General features: G+C 69.4%; 17 protein-coding genes. 5 read left to right on the forward strand and 12 right to left on the reverse strand.

Annotated elements, in window-relative coordinates:
* Positions 1-41 precede the first annotated feature (41 nt).
* Complete coding sequence (locus J2S75_RS12845; protein ID WP_307020249.1) at positions 42-428, reverse strand: ArsR/SmtB family transcription factor; 387 nt, start codon at positions 426-428, stop codon at positions 42-44.
* A 169-nt stretch (positions 429-597) separates the two neighbouring features.
* Here J2S75_RS12845 and J2S75_RS12850 point away from each other — a divergent pair, with 169 nt between their 5' ends.
* On the forward strand, positions 598-1,209 hold the full coding sequence (locus tag J2S75_RS12850; RefSeq protein WP_465252682.1) for an LOG family protein: 612 nt from the start codon (positions 598-600) through the stop codon (positions 1,207-1,209).
* Positions 1,210-1,233: 24 nt separating this feature from the next.
* Here J2S75_RS12850 and J2S75_RS12855 read toward each other — a convergent pair whose 3' ends face one another.
* Together J2S75_RS12855 and cysS are read right to left on the reverse strand one after the other, a co-directional pair.
* Entirely contained in the window at positions 1,234-1,761 is a 528-nt protein-coding gene (locus tag J2S75_RS12855; protein ID WP_370874139.1) for a GNAT family N-acetyltransferase, read from the reverse strand.
* On the reverse strand, positions 1,743-3,131 hold the full coding sequence (gene cysS, locus J2S75_RS12860; protein WP_307020251.1) for a cysteine--tRNA ligase: 1,389 nt from the start codon (positions 3,129-3,131) through the stop codon (positions 1,743-1,745). Before cysS ends, J2S75_RS12855 begins: the two co-directional genes overlap by 19 nt.
* Positions 3,132-3,413: 282 nt before the next feature.
* Between cysS and J2S75_RS12865 the strand changes: the two genes are divergently transcribed.
* Positions 3,414-3,761 carry a hypothetical protein gene (locus J2S75_RS12865; RefSeq protein ID WP_307020252.1) on the forward strand — a complete coding sequence of 116 codons (348 nt, stop codon included), beginning with the start codon at positions 3,414-3,416 and terminating at the stop codon, positions 3,759-3,761.
* Between the two features lie 39 nt (positions 3,762-3,800).
* Here the strand turns inward: J2S75_RS12865 and J2S75_RS12870 are convergent, their stop codons facing one another.
* A complete protein-coding gene (locus tag J2S75_RS12870; protein ID WP_307020254.1) occupies positions 3,801-4,337 on the reverse strand; it encodes a CreA family protein in 537 nt (178 codons plus the stop codon).
* Positions 4,338-4,536: 199 nt separating this feature from the next.
* Here J2S75_RS12870 and J2S75_RS12875 point away from each other — a divergent pair, with 199 nt between their 5' ends.
* Positions 4,537-5,568 carry a DUF2865 domain-containing protein gene (locus J2S75_RS12875; protein ID WP_307020256.1) on the forward strand — a complete coding sequence of 344 codons (1,032 nt, stop codon included), beginning with the start codon at positions 4,537-4,539 and terminating at the stop codon, positions 5,566-5,568.
* 49 nt (positions 5,569-5,617) lie between these two features.
* Here J2S75_RS12875 and J2S75_RS12880 read toward each other — a convergent pair whose 3' ends face one another.
* Positions 5,618-6,979 carry a glutamate--tRNA ligase gene (locus tag J2S75_RS12880; RefSeq protein WP_307020257.1) on the reverse strand — a complete coding sequence of 454 codons (1,362 nt, stop codon included), beginning with the start codon at positions 6,977-6,979 and terminating at the stop codon, positions 5,618-5,620.
* 149 nt (positions 6,980-7,128) lie between these two features.
* On the opposite strand from J2S75_RS12880, the gene J2S75_RS12885 reads away from it, so the two are divergent.
* The gene (locus tag J2S75_RS12885; protein ID WP_307020259.1) at positions 7,129-8,049 is read left to right on the forward strand and encodes an AEC family transporter; all 921 of its coding nucleotides are present in this window, start codon (positions 7,129-7,131) and stop codon (positions 8,047-8,049) included.
* Positions 8,050-8,064: 15 nt separating this feature from the next.
* On the opposite strand, the gene J2S75_RS12890 is transcribed toward J2S75_RS12885, so the two are convergent.
* From J2S75_RS12890 to J2S75_RS12900, 3 genes are all read right to left on the reverse strand, one after another.
* On the reverse strand, positions 8,065-9,438 hold the full coding sequence (locus J2S75_RS12890) for a nitrilase-related carbon-nitrogen hydrolase (protein WP_307020261.1): 1,374 nt from the start codon (positions 9,436-9,438) through the stop codon (positions 8,065-8,067).
* A gap of 79 nt (positions 9,439-9,517) precedes the next feature.
* Positions 9,518-11,527 (reverse strand): rhamnan synthesis F family protein, encoded by a 2,010-nt coding sequence (locus J2S75_RS12895; protein WP_307020262.1) that lies wholly within the window; start codon positions 11,525-11,527, stop codon positions 9,518-9,520.
* A gap of 135 nt (positions 11,528-11,662) precedes the next feature.
* A complete protein-coding gene (locus J2S75_RS12900) occupies positions 11,663-12,025 on the reverse strand; it encodes a winged helix-turn-helix transcriptional regulator (protein WP_307020264.1) in 363 nt (120 codons plus the stop codon).
* 179 nt (positions 12,026-12,204) lie between these two features.
* Here J2S75_RS12900 and J2S75_RS12905 point away from each other — a divergent pair, with 179 nt between their 5' ends.
* Positions 12,205-13,218, forward strand: coding sequence for a zinc-binding alcohol dehydrogenase family protein (locus tag J2S75_RS12905; RefSeq protein WP_307020266.1), 1,014 nt, complete (start codon positions 12,205-12,207; stop codon positions 13,216-13,218).
* Between the two features lie 3 nt (positions 13,219-13,221).
* Here the strand turns inward: J2S75_RS12905 and J2S75_RS12910 are convergent, their stop codons facing one another.
* The 4 genes from J2S75_RS12910 to J2S75_RS12925 all read right to left on the reverse strand — a co-directional run bounded on the left by J2S75_RS12910 (position 13,222) and on the right by J2S75_RS12925 (position 17,267).
* Positions 13,222-14,052: an alpha/beta hydrolase family protein gene (locus J2S75_RS12910; protein WP_307020268.1), complete on the reverse strand. Its 831-nt coding sequence runs from the start codon at positions 14,050-14,052 to the stop codon at positions 13,222-13,224.
* Between the two features lie 10 nt (positions 14,053-14,062).
* The gene (locus tag J2S75_RS12915; RefSeq protein ID WP_307020269.1) at positions 14,063-14,881 is read right to left on the reverse strand and encodes an alpha/beta hydrolase; all 819 of its coding nucleotides are present in this window, start codon (positions 14,879-14,881) and stop codon (positions 14,063-14,065) included.
* Positions 14,882-15,012: 131 nt separating this feature from the next.
* Entirely contained in the window at positions 15,013-15,798 is a 786-nt protein-coding gene (locus tag J2S75_RS12920; protein ID WP_307020270.1) for an MBL fold metallo-hydrolase, read from the reverse strand.
* Between the two features lie 83 nt (positions 15,799-15,881).
* The gene (locus tag J2S75_RS12925; RefSeq protein WP_307020272.1) at positions 15,882-17,267 is read right to left on the reverse strand and encodes a class II 3-deoxy-7-phosphoheptulonate synthase; all 1,386 of its coding nucleotides are present in this window, start codon (positions 17,265-17,267) and stop codon (positions 15,882-15,884) included.
* Between the last annotated feature and the right edge of the window lie 59 nt (positions 17,268-17,326).

The raw sequence follows: 17,326 nt of genomic DNA on the forward strand, positions 1-17,326 counted from the left end.
CCGTGCGGGTCAGTCGTCGTCCAGATGGTGATGCGGCGCGCTCAGGCCAGAGCGCCCGCGCGCGGATCAGGGTTGCCGGGCGCGTCGGTCTCGGAGGCCTCGGCTTCGGCCGCCGGGGCCGCGAGCCGCGCCAGCAGCGGCAGCACTTCGTCCGCCAGCGCCTGCACCGTGGCGCGGTCGAGGCAGTAGCAGGAGCGCGGCCCCTCGATGGTGCCGGTGATCAGCCCGGCCTCCTTCAGCACCTTGAGATGCTGGGAGACGGTAGACTGCGCCAAAGTGAGCCCGCGCACGATCTGCCCGCACTGGCAGCGCCCGGTCTGCGCCAGCGCCCGGACGATGGCGAGCCGCGCCGGATGCGCCAGCGCCCGCAAGCGCAGCGCCAGCACCTCGTCCGCCTCAGCTGGGATCTCATGAACGTTCATCGCCATCGTTTATCGTCGATTGACGATGATTTCAAGACGGCGCTGGCGGACGAGGCGCTGCGCCCATCGGAGCAAGCGGCGACGGGCTTGCCATTTGCACCGGGCGGGTGGCAATGCCATGTGAGGAACACAAGACCGCTTGAACCCGCTCGTGCTGCAGTGCACCATGGTGGCCATGACAAAGATCAAGAGCATTTGCGTCTATTGCGGCGCGGCCACCGGGGCCGATGCCGTCTATCTCGACACCGCGATCGCCCTCGGGCGCCTGCTCGCCGCCGAGGGCATCCGCCTCGTCTATGGCGGCGGCGGCGTCGGCTTGATGGGCGCCACCGCCCGCGCCTGCGCGGAAGCGGGCGGCCGGGTGACCGGCATCATCCCGGATTTCCTGATCGGCAAGGAGCAGGCGTTCGACCATGCCCACGAACTGATCGTCACCAAGGACATGCATGAGCGCAAGCGGCTGATGTTCGAGCGGGCGGACGCCTTCATCGCCCTGCCCGGCGGCATCGGCACGCTGGAAGAGCTGATCGAACAGCTCACCTGGGTGCAGCTCAACCGCCACGCCAAGCCGGTGATGGTGCTGAACGTCGCCAATTTCTGGGATCCGCTGCTCACCCTGCTCGACCACATGCAGGCCACCGGCTTCGTCAATGTCGCCCGGCCGGTGAAGCTGCTGGTGGCGCATAATGTGCGCGCCGTCCTGCCGAAGCTGCACGGCGCCGTCGCCCATCTCGGCGAGGGCGAGCTGCACGGCGCGGCCGAGGAGCGCGTGCTCGACCGGATGTGAGCAGGGGCGGCCTTGCCCGCCCCCTCAGTGGACCGGCCCTTCCGGCGCGGCGAGCAGCTTTTCCATCGTCGTGTTGGCCAGCCACACCCCGCCCAGCGAGAGCGTGTTGCGCTGCTTGGGCTGGAAGCCGCGCTTGCCGAAGAAATCGAGCGCGGTGTCGCTGGCGTCGACCGTCAGGCTCTTGGCCCCGCGCGCGCCCGCCAACCGCTCGATGGCGTCATAGAGCAGCGCGCCGACGCCCTCCCCCGCCACATCCGGCCGGACATAGAGCATGTCCACCAGCTTGTTGTCGGCCAGCGCGATGAAACCCACCGGCTCCCCGTCACGAGTGGCGACCAAAGTGAGATGGTCCTTCAACCGCGCCGCCAGCGCCTCCACGTCGGATGCCGCCGCCGCCCAGGCTTCCTGCTGGTCGCTGTCGTAATCCTCGCCCGTCAGTTCGAGGATCGCCGCCTCGGCGATGGCGGCGAGCACCGGCAGGTCGCCCGGCAGCGCCGGGCGCAGCGCCGCGGCGGGGGGCCGGTTGGCGCCGCTCACCGCTTCGGCTCCCAGCTTGTGGTGCCGTCCTTGTTGTCTTTCAGCGCCACGCCGAGGGCCAGCAGCTCGTCGCGGATGCGGTCGGAGGCCGCCCAGTCGCGGTTCTGCCGGGCGACGATGCGCTCGGCGATGCGCGCTTCCACCTCTTCCGGTGCGATGGCCAGCGCCGGCACGCGGGCCGCCGCCCAGGCTTCCAGCGGGCCGGGCTCGAAGCCGAGAAAGGCCAGCGTACCGGCGAGCGCCTTCTTGCCGGCATGGTCGCGCAGCGCGTGCATCTCGGCGATCGCCTTGGGCGTGTTGAGATCGTCGGCCAGCGCCTCCAGCACGGAGGGCGCCGGGCGCGGATAGGCGTCCGGGGCGGCGGCGTCGAACCACTGCTCCAGCGTCTTGGCGCTCTCCTCCAGCCCCTTCACCGTCCAGTCGATCGGCTGGCGGTAATGGGTCTTCAGCATGTTGAGCCGCAGCACCGGGCCGGGCCAGTCGGCCAGCAGCTGGCGGATGGTGATGAAGTTGCCGAGCGATTTCGACATCTTCTCGCCTTCCACCTGCAGGAAGCCGTTATGCATCCAAACCTTGGCCATCAGCCCGGAATGGAAGGCGCAGCGCGACTGCGCCACCTCGTTCTCATGGTGCGGGAAGACGAGATCGATGCCGCCGCCATGAATGTCGAAGGTCTCGCCGAGGTGCTTCCAGCTCATGGCCGAGCACTCGATGTGCCAGCCCGGCCGGCCGGGCACCGTGATGCCTGCCGGCGAGGGCCAGCCCGGTTCGCCCGGCTTGGAAGGCTTCCACAGCACGAAGTCCATCGCGTCCTGCTTATAGGGCGCGACATCCACCCGCGCGCCGGCGAGCATGTCGTCCAGCGGGCGGTTGGAGAGCTTGCCGTAATCGGGCATGGACGGCACCGAGAACAGCACATGGTCCTCGGCGACATAGGCATGGCCGGAGGCGACCAGCATCTCGATCAGTTGGCGCATCTCGGCGATGTGCTCGGTCGCGCGCGGCTCCACATCGGGGTGCAGCACGCCGAGCGCTTCGAGGTCGTCATGAAACTGCGCCTCGGTGGTGAACGTCACCTTGGCGATCGCCTCGTTGAGGTCGAGGCCGGGATGTTCCGCCGCCGCGCGCGCGTTGATCTTGTCGTCCACGTCGGTGATGTTGCGCACATATTTGACGTGGTCGGCGCCATAGAGGTGGCGCAGCAGCCGATAGAGCAGATCGAACACGATCACCGGGCGCGCATTGCCGATATGGGCGAAGTCGTAGACCGTCGGACCACAGACATACATGCGCACCTTGGCGGGATCGAGAGGCGTGAAAACCTCCTTGGTCCGCGAGAGCGTGTTGTAGAGCTTCAGCTCGGGAAGCGCCTGTATGCCCGACATGAGTGTGCCTTCTTGATCCTGCCGCGCCCGATGAGGCGCGGCGTGGCGTCTGTCGTCCGTTTGGCCCGCCGCGTCAAGCCGAGCCGGCGACAACGCCCCCGCCCGCGCGGTTTTCCGCAACGCCCGCTGCGGTCGCCCGGCGGCTGTTGACGCATCGGGACGGCGGGGTTATCCCCCGGCCACGACGATGGCGGTGCGAAACTTTAAGGGTCGGTTCAAACCTTTTCGCCACATTCACGTTGTCGGAACGCCACCTTGTCGCCACCAGTGAACGCACCTGCCATGAACGCGATGCCGCGCCTGCGCCTGTCTCTGCTCGCCCCGTCCCTGCTTGCCCTTGCCCTGATGCTGGCCCCCGGCCTCGCCCAGGCGGAAGAGAACACCGGAATCTTCAGCGTCGATCTTTCCGACGGCTACGGCATCGACACCTGCATCGCCTCGGGCGCGAGCTGCGGCCAGGCGATGGCGGATGCGTGGTGCCGGGTGCACGGCTTCACCCGCGCCACCAGCTTCGGCGTGGCCCGCTCGGACGTGCAGGCCAGCCTCGGCGAGGTCGCCGCCCCCGTGCGCACCGCCGCCTGCGAAGGCAGCGCCTGCCAGGGCGCCGTCGCCATCACCTGCGCGCGCTGACGCCGCCGGGCGCGCCACAGCGGGGGCGCCCCTTCTCTCTCACTTGAGAAAATCGGCGCATTTGGGCGCCTCATTGGTCGCGCCCCACGGCATGATGGGAACGGTCGAGGTCGAGTTCTTCGGGCTGCCTTCGATCAGCTTGTCAGAATAGACGAGATAGACCAGCACGTTGCGCTTGGCGTCGCAGCCGCGCACGATCTGCATCTTCTTGAAGATCAGCGAGCGGCTCTCGCGATAGACCACATCGCCCTGCTCGAATTTGCGCTTGAAGCTGATCGGGCCGATCTGCCGGCAGGCGATGGAAATGTCCGACACCTCCTCCGCCACGCCGAGCATGCCCTTCACCCCGCCGCGCTCGGGCACGGTGTAGTGGCAGGCGACGCCATCGACCACGGGATCGTCGATGCCATAGGTCGCGAGCTTGTCGTCGGGAGTGAGGAACTTCCACACGGTCGACTTGCGGAAGATCAGGTCCGGCTCCTGGGCCGCTGCGGGCGCGACGGCGAGGCCGGCGGCCAGCGCCAGGGCGGCAAGGGCGGCGCTGCGGAAGGCGGAAAGGCGGGGGGCGCGGATCATGCGGATGTGAACTCCGGTCGGAACGCCTCGCATATGGGGAGGCCAGGCCCGCGCGCAACGGCTCTCCCCGGCGCGGACAGGGTGGCCGCGTGCGGCGAAAGCGGGTTCAAACTTTCGACAAGCTTGCCATGCTCATTGCGCCCTTCGTCCGATTCCGGCACACCCTCTCCCGTCCGCCATCGCGATTGCAGTCCCCTTGATGATGTTCCGCCGTCCCCGCTTCGCCGTCCGCCTCCTCGTCGCCGCGGCCCTCATGGCTCCGGCCGGCCTCGCGGTCGCGCAGAACTATCCGCCCGGCAGCGTCGGCGGGGGGTATGACGGCGGCGGCGGCTATGATGGCGGCGACCGCTCGGTCTGCATCCGGCTGGAAGGCCAGCTTGCCGGGCTCGATCGCGGCCAGGGCGGCGGCCAGCCCGATTACGGCGCCGCCATTGCCCAGCAGCAGCAGGACATCGCCAACCTGTCCGCGCAGGTGCGCCAGCTCGGCTGCGACAAGCGCGGCTTCCTCATCTTCCAGCCGCAGTTGCCGCCGCAGTGCGAATCGCTCAACCGGCGCCTCACCCAGGCCCGCTCGACGCTCGACCGCACCATGATGCAGGCGCGCGGCCAGCAGAGCGGCAATGACGAGCAGCGCCGCCAGCTCATCTACGCCCTCGCCCAGAACAATTGCGGCCCGCAATATCAGGCCGCGCTCGGCCAGGGCGGTGGCGGCGGCGGAAACTACGGCAACGCCAATCGCCGCCCGCGCAATTTCATCGAGCAATTGTTCGGCGTGCCGGCGGAAGAATCCGGCCCGCTCGACGTGCAGCCGCTGGAAATGCCGAAGGTCTCGACCTACCGCACCGTGTGCGTGCGGACCTGCGACGGCTTCTTCTTCCCCATTTCCTTCGCCGCCACCCCGGCCAAGTTCGGCTCGGACGAGGCGCAGTGCCAGCGCCAGTGCCCCGGCACCGAGGCGCGGCTGTTCGCCTATCGCAACCCCGGCGAGGACATCAACCAGGCGGTCGGCATCAACGGCCAGCCCTATATGTCGCTGCCCACGGCGCTGCTGTTCAAGAAGGAATATGTCGCCGCCTGCTCCTGCCGCCCCGCCGGGATGAGCTGGGCGCAGGCGCTGTCCGGCGCAGAGGACCCGACCTTGCGCAAGGGCGACATCGTCGTGACCGAGGATGCCTCGCGCGAAATGTCCCAGCCGCGCCCGGCCACACCGCCCGCTACCAAGAAGCCCTGATCTTCCGAATATCCGTCATCCCGGACGGCCGGAGCCTGTCCAGCCCGCGCTAGGCGCTCTCGCCCCGCAGCCGCGCCGCCGCCTTTTCGCGGCCGATCAGCGGCAGCAGCGCCTTCATTTCCGGCCCGCTCTCGCGCCCGGTGAGGGCGAGGCGCAGCGGGTGGAACAGCGCCCGCCCCGTGCGCCCGCTCGCTGGTTTCAGCGCCGCGATCCAGCGCGGATAGACATCCTCGCCCCACGCCTGCGGCAGCAGCGCCGCCGCCGCCGCGAGGAAATCGGCATCCTCCGGGGCCGTCACCGGCGCCAGCGGCCCCTCGACCACGCGCCACCAATCGGCGGCCTCCGCGAGGCGGGCGAGATTGCCCCGCACCGCCAGCCAGAACGCTTCGCCGCCGCCGATACCGAGACCCTCAAGCCGCGCGGCCACCGCCTCATGGGGCAGGTGATGCAGCGTCGCGGCGGTCAGCGCGGAAAGCTCGGCCGGGTCGAAGCGCGCCGGGGCGCGGGAGATCTTGGCGAAGTCGATCTTGCCTGCCAGCGCCTCCAGCGAGACCACCGGCTCCACCGCCAGCGAGGTGCCGGTGAGCACGGCGAGGCTGGCCACGGCGAGCGCCTCTTCCCCTTCCGCCCGCAAGGCCCGCAGCGAGAGATGGCCGAGCCGCTTGGACAGCCCCTCCCCGCTCGGCAGCACCAGCAGATTGTGGTGGCCGAAGCGCGGAACAAACCCACCCAGCGCCTCGATGATCTCGATCTGCACGCCGGTATTGGTCACGTGGTCCTCGCCGCGCACCACATGGGTCACGCCCATGTCGATATCGTCGACCACCGAGGTCAGTGTGTAGAGATAGGACCCGTCCTCGCGCACCAGCACCGGGTCGGAAAGGGTGGCGGTGTCGACGCCCTGCCGCCCGCGCACCAGATCGTCCCACACCACCTGCCGGCCATCGAGACGGAAGCGCCAATGCGGGCGGCGGCCCTCGGCCTCGCGCGCGGCGCGCTCCGCCGGGGTGAGCTTCAGCGCCGCGCGGTCATAGACCGGCGGCAGCCCGCGCCGGCGCCGCGACTGGCGCATCGCCTCCAGTTCCTCCTCGCTCTCATAGGCCGGGTAGAGCCGGCCCTGCGCCTTCAGCCGCGCCACGGCCTCATCGTAACGCGGCAGCCGCCGCGACTGGTGCTCCACCCGGTCCGGGGCGAGGCCGAGCCAGGCGACATCCTGCGCGATCGCCTCGGCGAAGGCGTCGGTGGAGCGCGCCGTGTCGGTGTCGTCATAGCGCAGGATGAACGTTCCACCCCATTGCCGCGCATAGAGGGCGTTGTACAGCGCCGTCCGGGCGTTGCCGACATGCAGCAGGCCGGTGGGCGAAGGCGCGAAGCGCAGGACGGGCGGGGTGTCGGGAGCGGTGTCGGGCATGGCGTCTTATCGCCGAGGACGCCCCCCCGGAGCAAGCACTCGCGCCGGCGCGCAGCGCCCCACAGCTTTACCTCAGCAGCCGCAAATGAGAGGCTGCGGTGGTCGACAATATGCATGAGGCGCTGCGGCGCGGATTAGTGGAGTTTCGCGTGACCCCGATCATCCAGGATATTTTCTCCATCTTCTTCGTCCTCGCTCTTGGATATGTCGCGGGAAAACGCTCCAGTTTCGATCAGGCCCAGGCCTCCGGCTTCAATCATCTGGTACTCACCTACTGCCTGCCGGCGCTGCTCTTTGTCTCCATCGCCAATTCCTCGCGCGAGGCGCTGTTCTCCGACACGCGGCTGCTGTCGATCTCCGTCATCGTGCTGCTGTTCTGGTACTTCGTCGCCTTTGCCGGGGCGCTGTTCGTCTTCGGCCATGACCGGCGCGAAGCGGGCATCGCCGGCCTCAGCGCCGGCGCGCCGACCGTGGGCTTTCTCGGCATGGCGGTGCTCTCGCCGCTGTTCGGCGGCACGGCTGCACTGAGTGTCGCCATCGTCGCGCTGGTCGTGAACGTGATTCTCGTGCCGCTCGGCATGTTCTTCGTCGCGCCCAAGGGCACGAAGCCGGCGGCGGCACTGATCAAGGCGGCGAAGGAGCCGGTGGTGCTGGCGCCGATGATCGCCGTGGCGCTGGTGCTGGCCGGCGTGCGCATGCCGGAACTGTTGCAGGCGCCGCTGGCGCTGATCGGCCACGCCACATCAGGCGTCGCCGTGTTCGCCGCCGGGCTGGTGCTGTCGGCGCATAAATTCCAGCTGAACACGGAAGTGCTGTGGAATTCGCTGGTGAAGGTCGGGCTGATGCCGGCCTCGATGCTCGCCCTCGCGGTGATGACGGGCGTCAGCCCCACCCATCTCGAACAGGTGGTGCTGCTCGCCGCGCTGCCGCCGGCCTTTTCCGGCATCGTCATCGCCGGCCGCGAACAGACCTATGTCGGCCTCGCGTCCTCGACGCTGATCGTCAGCGTGATCGGCTTCGCCGTCGCCGCGCCGCTCTGGACGGCGCTGGCCCGCCATTTCGCGGGGTGAGCGGGGCCCGCGCGATCAGGCCGAGGGCGGGCCGTCCGCCCCGGCCGGTTCCGCGTCTGTCGAGACGAGCAGCTTTGCGGGGATAACCGGCCCCTCCGGGCCGAGCGCCCCGGCCGGCTTCCAGCGGTTGCGCAGCGCGGCCAGAGCGTGCCGCCGCGCGGCGTCGAGGTGGCGCAGGGCGCCGTCGGGCGTCACCAGGCGCGCGCCGAGCCGTTCGGCCAGAGCGGTGAGCAGCGCGCCGCGCATGCCGCACGCCAGCGCGGCGGCGGCCTCCGGCTCGGCAGGACCGGCGAGCGGCGTCAGCAGCGCTTCCAGCGCCGCCACTGCCGGGTCGAGCGGCACGCGGTCGACGCGCACGCCCAGCGCCCCGGCGAGGGCCGCCGTCTCCGTGAAGGCTTCCGGCGAGGGTGCGTCAAACGGCAGCGCCACAGCCCGCACCCGCTCCGGCCCCAGCGCGTCCACGGCCATCACCGCCGCCAGCGCCGAATCGCGATCGGCGGACAGGGCGAGCAGCGCCCCGCGCGCGCCGCTCTTTTCCACCTGGTCGCGAAGGCTCAGCACGCCCGCGGCATAATCCGCCTCGTCGCCGGCCAGCAGCGGCGCCCGCGCGCCCTCTTCGCAGCGCCAGCCATCGGCCCAGCGTTCCCAGCGCGTGATGCGGACCCGCTCCTGGAAGTTCGGCAGTTGCACCGCCAGCGAGCGGTCGGCATTGAGCACGAAGGAGCCACCGTCAAACACAGCCTCGCCCTGCCCGCCCAGACGATTGACGAAGGCCAGCGGCAGCCCGCTCTCCACCACCCGCGCCACGACGCGGTTCAGCCGCGCGTCCTGCGCGTCGCGGTGATAAGGCGAGGCGCTGGGGACGAGCAGGATTTCCGCCCCCGTCTCCATCAGGCATTCGGCCACGTCGGGCGCGGCGATGTCCTCGCCCAGCGGCACGCCGAGCCGCACGCCGCGAAACGCCATCGGCCCCGGCATCGGGCCGGGGGTGAACACGCCCCGTTCGTCGCCGACATCAGGCAGTTCCACCTTGAAGCGGCTCGCCGCCACCGCGCCGCCATCGAGCAGCAGAGCGGCATTGTACAGCCGGCCGCCCTCGTCCCACGGCGCGCCGATCAGCAGTGCCGGCCCGTCCTCGCCGGTGTCGCGTGCCAGTTCCTCCACCGCGCCCCGGCAGGCGGCGATGAAAGCGGGCGCCCGGTCCCTGGGCAGGCCGCCGGAGAGGAACAGTTCGGGGAACACCAGCAACTCGGCCCCCTGTCCGCCCGCCAAGGCCCGCGCCTCGCGCACGCGCCGCACATTGCCGGCGATATCGCCGGCCACGGGGTTCAGCTGGGCAACCGCAATGAGCAGCTGGTCGGCGGGCGCGGAGGAGAGCGTGCTGGACATGCGGCGTGATGTAGCCTTCCCCTGCGGTGGCGGCAATCGCCGCCCCCCGTGCCCGGTCTTCGCGCCTCGTTTCCGCGCGTCAGTCCCAGTCCGTGCCCGGCACGCGCACGGCGGCGGTGGTGAAGCCGGCCTTGCGCACCGCCATGGGCAGCAGCCGCTCCAGCCCGTGCATCAGCGTGCCGTCATCGGGAATCGGCTCGGCGGGATAGTCCGCCCAATCGAGGCCGAGCGCGAGATAGGGCGCCAGCGCCGCCGGGCGGATGGCGAACATGTTGCCGACGGGAAAATCGACATAGGTGCCGGGCGGCTCGCTCAGCGCCAGATCCGCGCGCAGCTCCTCGGCGATGCGGCCATTGCGCGCCCAGTCGAGCAGATGCGTGTCCTCGGGGTAGACGAGGCCGACCCTCGGCTGCGCTTCCATATGGGCGAGCACGGCGTCGAGCATCGGGTGCGCGCCGCCGATCAGGTTCTCCCACAGGAAATGCCGCCACGGGTCGCCGATGGCGCGGCGCCTTCCCTTGGTCTTCTTGCCATGGACATGCAGGAACACGTCATAGCCGCCGCCCGCCAGCACGTCGCGCAGCGCGGTGAGGAACGGCCCGACATCGCGCCCGACATTGGGCACCACGTCGATCCGCACCGGCGCAGGATAGGTCGCCGTCAGCGCCCTCAGCTCCGCCGCCTTGGCCGGCGTGTCTGTCGTGAGGAACAGGTCGGGCCGCGCGGCATTGACCGCGATGCGCTCCAGCAGTTCCGGCAGCAGGTCGGGATAGAAGAAATGCCCGTGCAGCGCGGTTCTCAGCCCGCTCGCGCGCGGCTCCGGCAGCGGCCCGAAGACGGGGATCGCCCACGGCCCCGCCGGGCGCCCGCGCTCGATCCAGTGCGCGAGCGGGTAGCGCCGCTGGTCGAAGCACGCGACCGGGTGGTGCTCGGCATAGATCAGCGGGTGGAAGCCGGAATAGGGCCGCCGCAGCGGCGGGCGGTTGGGGTGGCGCTTCAACAGCGCCTTGCGCCGCCAGTCGGCGATCCGCGCTTCCAGCTTCTCCACCACTGTGAAATCGCCCGGCGGGTCGTTCTCGCGCGGGATGTCGAGCACTTCCAGCCGCTCCGGCTCGGTCGCCAGCACCAGCGCCACTTCCCGGTCCAGCTCCTCGCCAATCTCACGGCCGATGGCGACAACCTCGGCGGCACCCGCCCCCAGCGGGTCCCCGGCCGCCACCAGCCGCCGCCTTGCGGCGAAGCGCGGCATGGCCGCCAGCGCCGCCTCGCGCGCAGCCGGCGAGGGAAAGACCAGCGCGCTCGCCCGGTCCAGCGCCAGTTCCAGCGCCGGGCCGAGCGCGAGGTCCTGCGCGAGGTTTTGCGCGAGGTCTTGCGCCAGCGGCCCGGCCCTCTCGCTCTCCGTCGCGCCGATCACCGCGACGACGGGAATGTTGCGCTGTTCCAGCGCGTCGGCGGCGTCGATGGTCGAAAGCCCCACGGTGACGGCGAAGAGCGGCCGCTCGGCGCGGGCGCGATAGGCCAGCGCATCCAGCATCACCGCGCGCGGCGCGCGGGAGCGGGCGAGCGCTACCGGCACCTCGACCGCGCCACTGTCGCCGGTGTCGCCGCCGCCATCCAGCACCGCCACCACCACGGCGTGGTCCCGCGCCAGCGCGCGCAGCAGCCGTGCGGCGGGCTTGGCGCGGCTCTCGATCACCACGAGCACGGTGCGCCGCCCGGCGACGGGCGGGGGAAAGGCGAAACCGGCGGCGAGCGGGGCCAGCGTCGCATCGGCCTGAGTAAGCCAGCCGGCGAAGGGACGGCGCGGCCGACCGGGCTCCTTGAAGATCACCCCTTCCAGCCCGGGGCGCGGGCGCTGATAGGCGTCGAACAGCAGCGCGCGCAAAAAGGCGCGCGGGCGCCCTTCGGCGTCGAACAGCAGCTGGCCCAGCTGCCGGCCGGTCTTCTGGGTGCGGGCGGTGATCCAGCGCCGCAGCGGGCTGCGCTGCTTGGGCATATGGTAGCGCGCGCGCTTGGCCGGGCGGTCTTTGGCCGGACCATCGGTCGCCGGCGAGGCCTGATCCGGCAGGGAAGACTCGGGACGGGTCATGACACTCCGGCGGGCCGATGCGACGAGGCGAAGAGAGCGGCGGACGTTCCCGGCAGCAAACCCGGCGCCGCCCGGCGCTTGCCGGGGTTTTCTAAAGAGCGCGGCCGGCGAAGGCCAGAGGCTTGGCGCGCAAACTCACTCGGCGGCGACCGCCAGCGTGCCGCCACGCGCGCCTTGCCGCCGGCTGCCCCAGCGGTGCAGCGCCAGAATAGCGGGACGAAGGCCCTGCCCCTCGTCGGTGAGGCTGTAGCCGACCTGCGGCGGAACGGTGGGATAGACCGTGCGGGCGATCACCCCGTCCGCCTCCAGCTCGCGCAGCGCCTTGGCAAGGATGCGTGGCGTGACATTGGCCATGCGCCGCCGGAGTTCGGCGAACCGTACCTCGCCGGAAAGCAGGTGATAGACGATGCCGCCCTTCCATTTGGCGCCGATGATCTCCAGCGCCGCCTCCACCGGGCAGCCCTCGCCGCACGCATAATCCTGATGCCGCCTTGCCATGGCCTGTCTCCGCTCCGGGCGCCAAATCTAGGATTTCGGAGGCGTGGGGAAAAGGGCGTATCTTTTTCGATATCAGCCGACATTTTCGTGCGTTCTTGCGCCCGGCGTCCGCATCGCGACATCTGGGGACAGATCGTCACCCCACGCGCCCCTTGGCGGCGCGGCGCAGGAGAACCCAGATGAAGGCCATCGGCTACACCACCTCGCTTCCCATCACCGAGGCGCAGGCACTGTTCGATTTCGAGACCGCCGCCCCGACCCCCGGCCCGCGCGACCTGCTGGTGCGGGTGAAGGCGGTCTCGGTCAATCCTGTCGACACCAAGGTGCGGATGCGCCGCGCGGGCAGCGCGGAGGCGCCGGTGATTCTCGGCTGGGACGCCGCCGGCATCGTCGAGGCCGTGGGCGCCGAGGTGACGCTGTTCAAGCCCGGCGACGCGGTGTTCTATGCCGGCGACCTCAACCGCCCCGGCACCAATGCCGAGCTTCACCTCGTCGATGAGCGCCTCGTCGGGCCGAAGCCCGCCTCGCTCGGCTTCGCCGAGGCCGCCGCCCTGCCGCTCACCGCGCTCACCGCCTGGGAAGGGCTGTTCGACCGGCTTCAGGTGCCGGTGGACGGGGGCGAAGGGGCAAACCTGCTGGTTGTCGGCGCCGCCGGCGGCGTCGGCTCCATGGTGGTGCAGCTCGCCCGCCAGCTCACCCGCCTCACCGTCATCGGCACGGCGTCGCGGCCGGAAAGCCGCGCCTGGGTGGAGCGGCTCGGCGCCCATGCGGTGATCGACCATTCCCGCCCGCTCAGCGATGAGATCGCCGCCGCCGGGCTCGGGCCGATCGACTACACCTATTCGCTGACCCAGACCGACCGGCATTGGGCCGAGATCGTCAAGGCCGCCCGCCCGCAGGGCCGCATCGCCCTCATCGACGATCCGGCCAGCCTCGACGCCCTGCCGCTCAAGGCCAAGAGCCTGTCGCTGCACTGGGAACTGATGTTCACCCGCTCGCTGTTCACCACCCCCGACATGATCCGTCAGCACGAGATCCTGCGGGAGGTGTCGCGCCTCGTCGATGCCGGCACGCTGATCGCCACGGCGGGCACCGCGCTCGGCACCATCAACGCGGAACATCTCAGGCGCGCCCACGCCGCCATCGAGAGCGGCAGCACCATCGGCAAGATCGTGCTGGAAGGCTGGGACTGATGTTCAGTCTCCGCGCGGCACTGCCTCCAAAGGCAGTGCCGCCAGGGGGCGGCGGGCAGCCACTCGGCGGTAGCGCAAATCGAGCCAGCGCTCGATGAGGTCATAGCGCCAGCGGCGCAGCAGCGTCCGGCATTTACGCAGGCGAATGACGCTGTAGTACGATGTCATCAGCCTGCGCCGCCAAAGCTCGGCCTGCCAGGCCGGCGGGTCGAACTCGCCCCGCGCTACACTCACAAGCAGCGATTCCAGCAGGCCGCTCTCCATCAGATATTCTGTAACGTGGTGGCCGCTGAAATAGCTGTGAAGGGGTACAAGCGCCGCCTCTCGCCGCAGAATTGCCACATGCCGGCGATCCGCGTCGAAGGGGTCATAAACGACGTAGCAGGCCGCGTTCGGGTGCGGCGGCAGTCGGTCCCAGATCAGTACCGAGGTTTCCGGCGCCCAGCGTTTTTCCCATCCGACGCGGGTCGGATCAACACTCGCCTGCGGGGCGAGTGCGATGACGGCATCGGCGCGGAGCCAGTTGGAGAAGCGCAGCGCGGCATAGCCCCCCATGCTGGAGCCATAGAGCACGACGCGCGTCGCGGGCGGGATATCGGCACGGAGTGCCGCCAGCCCGGCCTCCATGTCCGGGTAATGGTACCAGTCATTGCCCCGGCACCGCACGTGATAAGCGGTGTAGCCGCGCTTGGCGAAGAAGGCTTCGCCAAAGCCGCTCCGTTCCGGGGGCCGAACAAGCAACTTCGGTTCGAAGGTAACGAAGACAACATCAGTGTGCCCGCCTGATACCTTCACTACCTCGATATTTTCGGAGCGAAACAGAGCTTTTCGCATCGTGAGGCCCTTAGCGCGCGCGGTCGGGGGTCAGCCCCGCCGCGTCGGAACCGCGGCCCGTACCGAGCCGGCGTTCGAGAAGATGCTCGATGACGAGGTAGCGCAGCCGGCGGAACAGGCCGGTGCGCTTGCGCTGGCGGACCTTGGCGTAGGTTTCCGAGACCTGCCGCCGCTGCCAGATGCGCCGCTCGAAGCCGGCCGCGTCGAAGCGCCCCTCGGCGATGTCCATCACCACCGTTTCCAGCAGGCCGCAGTCATTGACATAGGCGATGGAGGCATGGCCGCTGAAATAGATGCGCACCAGTTCCAGCGGCGCCTCCCGCCGCATGGCGCGGATATGGCGCCGGTCCTGGTTCAGCGGGTCGTAGAAGACGTATTTCACCGCCTCGGCGCGCGGCCTCTGCCGGTCCCAGATGACAGAGCGGCTCTGCGAGCGCCAGCGCCGCTCCCACCACACGCGCCAGCGGTCGATGCTGTATTGCGGCGAGAAGGCGATCACCACATCGGCGCCGAGCGGCGCGGAGAAGCGATAGGCGGCATAGCCGCCCATGCTCATGCCATAGGTGATGATGCGCGTGCCGCGCGGAACATCGGCCCGCACCCGCGCCAGCGCCTCGGACATTTCAGGATATTGATACCAGCAATTGCCAGAGGGCAGGAAATGATAGGCCGTATGGGCGCGCTTGGCGAAGAACTCCTCGCCGAAGCCCTTGCGGCCCTTGGGCCAATCCGCCCGCATCGATTCGAAAGTCACGAACGCCGTATCGTCGCGCTCCCCGTGAACCTTGACGACCGTTAAGTTCTCGCTCTCGAAGATGAGCTCACGCACGCCTGCCTCGCTGGGCCGCCAGCAGGGGCCCCTTCATGCGACGGCAAACTAGACAGAGGCGTCGCCGGCAGACAATCACAATTTCCGAAGGTTGCGCGATAATGTCCGCGACCCGCCGGCGCGGCGCGGCGTCAGAGGCCGAAGCGGTCGATGATGTCGGCGATGAGGCGGCGGTGGAAACGCCGGCGCTTCAGCGCCCGCTTCTCGCGGTAGAGCGGCGAGCGGTCGAGCTGTGAGGCGAGTTCCCGCTGGAAGCCGGCCGCATCGAAGCGGTTCTCGCCGACATCAAGAACCGCCTTGGCGAGCAGCCCGCTCTGCATCACGGCGGTGATCGAGCCATGGCCGACATAGGGCACCCGCACCGGCACCACATCGGCCTCGCGCGCGTAGAGCCGCACATGCCGGCGGTCGCGATTGTGCGGATCGTAGAACAGATAGATCGGCACGCCGCGCGGGGCCATCAGATGCTCCCACAGGATCTGGCGCGGGCGGTCGAACAGCCGGTCCCAGCGGCTGTCCCACGGCACTTTCTTCGGATCGATGCTGTATTGCGGGGAGAAGGCGAGGATACGCGTCACCCCGAGCCGGCCGGCGAAGCGGATGGCGGCATAGGCGCCCATGCTCACGGCATAGGCGACGATCTCGGTGCCGGGGGCGATATCGGCCCGCACCCTGTCCAGCACCTCTTCCATTTCCGGGTACTGGAACCAGAAATTGTCGTTGGCGAAGAAATGGTAGGCGGGAAAGCCGTTGTCGCGCAGGAACTTCTCGGCGAAGGCCTGACGCTCGGGATTCTTGTCGAGCACATGCGGTTCGAAGGTGACGAACACCACATCGCTGCGGGTGCCGCCGGTGCGGACGACACGCACATTCTCGGTTTCAAACAGGATATACCGTGCGGTCTCAGGCTGCGACACGCATCCTCCTCACCAAAGCACCGCAGCCCGAAGACTGCGGTGCGTTGCTGCCCGGACGCCCGCCCGCGCGGGGCGGCGCGGGCTTATTCGGCGGCCTCGGTCACCGGGCGCACCCGGTTCGAGCGCTCCTGCTTGAGCAGCTCGGCGACGAGGAAGGCCATCTCGATGGCCTGCTCGGCATTGAGGCGCGGATCGCAATAGGTGTGGTAGCGGTCCTTGAGGTCCGCATCCGAGATCGCGCGCGCGCCGCCGGTGCATTCGGTGACGTTCTTGCCGGTCATTTCCAGATGCACGCCGCCGGCGAAGGTGCCCTCGGCCGCGTGGACGGCGAAGAAGTCCTTCACCTCCTTGAGGATCTGGTCGAAGGGCCGGGTCTTGTAGCCCGACGCCGCCTTGATGGTGTTGCCGTGCATCGGGTCGCAGGACCACACCACGGTACGGCCCTCGCGCTTCACCGCGCGCACCAGAGCCGGCAGGTGGTCGCCCACCTTGTCGGCGCCGAAGCGGGCGATCAGCGTGAGACGACCGGCCTCGTTCTGCGGGTTCAGCGTGTCGATGAGGCGGATCAGGTCATCCGGCTTCAGCGACGGGCCGCACTTCAGCCCGAGCGGGTTCTTCACGCCACGGCAATATTCCATATGCGCGTGGTCGGCCTGGCGGGTGCGGTCGCCGATCCAGATCATGTGGCCGGAGGTGGCGTACCAGTCGCCCGTGGTCGAATCCACCCGGGTCAGCGCTTCCTCGAAGCCGAGCAGCAGCGCCTCATGCGAGGTGAAGAACTCGGTCGAGCGCATTTCCGGATGGTGCTCCGGGTCGATGCCGATGGCGCGCATGAAGTCGAGCGCCTCGGTGATGCGGTCGGCGAGCGCCTGATAGCGGCCGGACTGCGGGCTATCCTTGATGAAACCGAGCATCCACTGATGCGCATTGCCCAGGCTGGCATAGCCGCCATTGGCGAAGGCGCGCAGAAGATTCAGCGTCGCCGCCGACTGGCGGTACGCTTCCAGCTGGCGGCGCGGATCGGGGATGCGCGCTTCCGGCGTGAACTCGATGTCGTTGACGATGTCGCCGCGATAGGAGGGCAGCTCCACCCCGTTCACGGTTTCCATCGGCGCCGAGCGCGGCTTGGCGAACTGGCCGGCGATGCGCCCCACCTTCACCACGGGGGAGGCGCCGGCATAGGTCAGCACCACCGCCATCTGCAGGAAGACGCGGAAGAAATCGCGGATGTTGTCGGCCGAATGCTCGGCGAAACTCTCGGCGCAGTCGCCGCCCTGCAGCAGGAAGGCCTCGCCATTGGCGACCTTCGCCAGTTCGCGCTTCAGGCGCCGCGCCTCACCGGCAAACACCAGCGGCGGAAACGAGGCCAGCTGACGCTCCACCGCCGCCAAAGCGGCGGCGTCCGGATATTCCGGCACCTGCTGAACGGGCAGTGCCCTCCAGCTATCCGGCGTCCAGCGATCAGACATGACGGCCTCCAAAAGCTCCACACACGCCGGGCTCTTCCCGGCGGAAAGGCGGGCCTTAT

The sequence above is a fragment of the Ancylobacter polymorphus genome (assembly GCF_030813495.1).
Classification (GTDB): domain Bacteria; phylum Pseudomonadota; class Alphaproteobacteria; order Rhizobiales; family Xanthobacteraceae; genus Ancylobacter; species Ancylobacter polymorphus.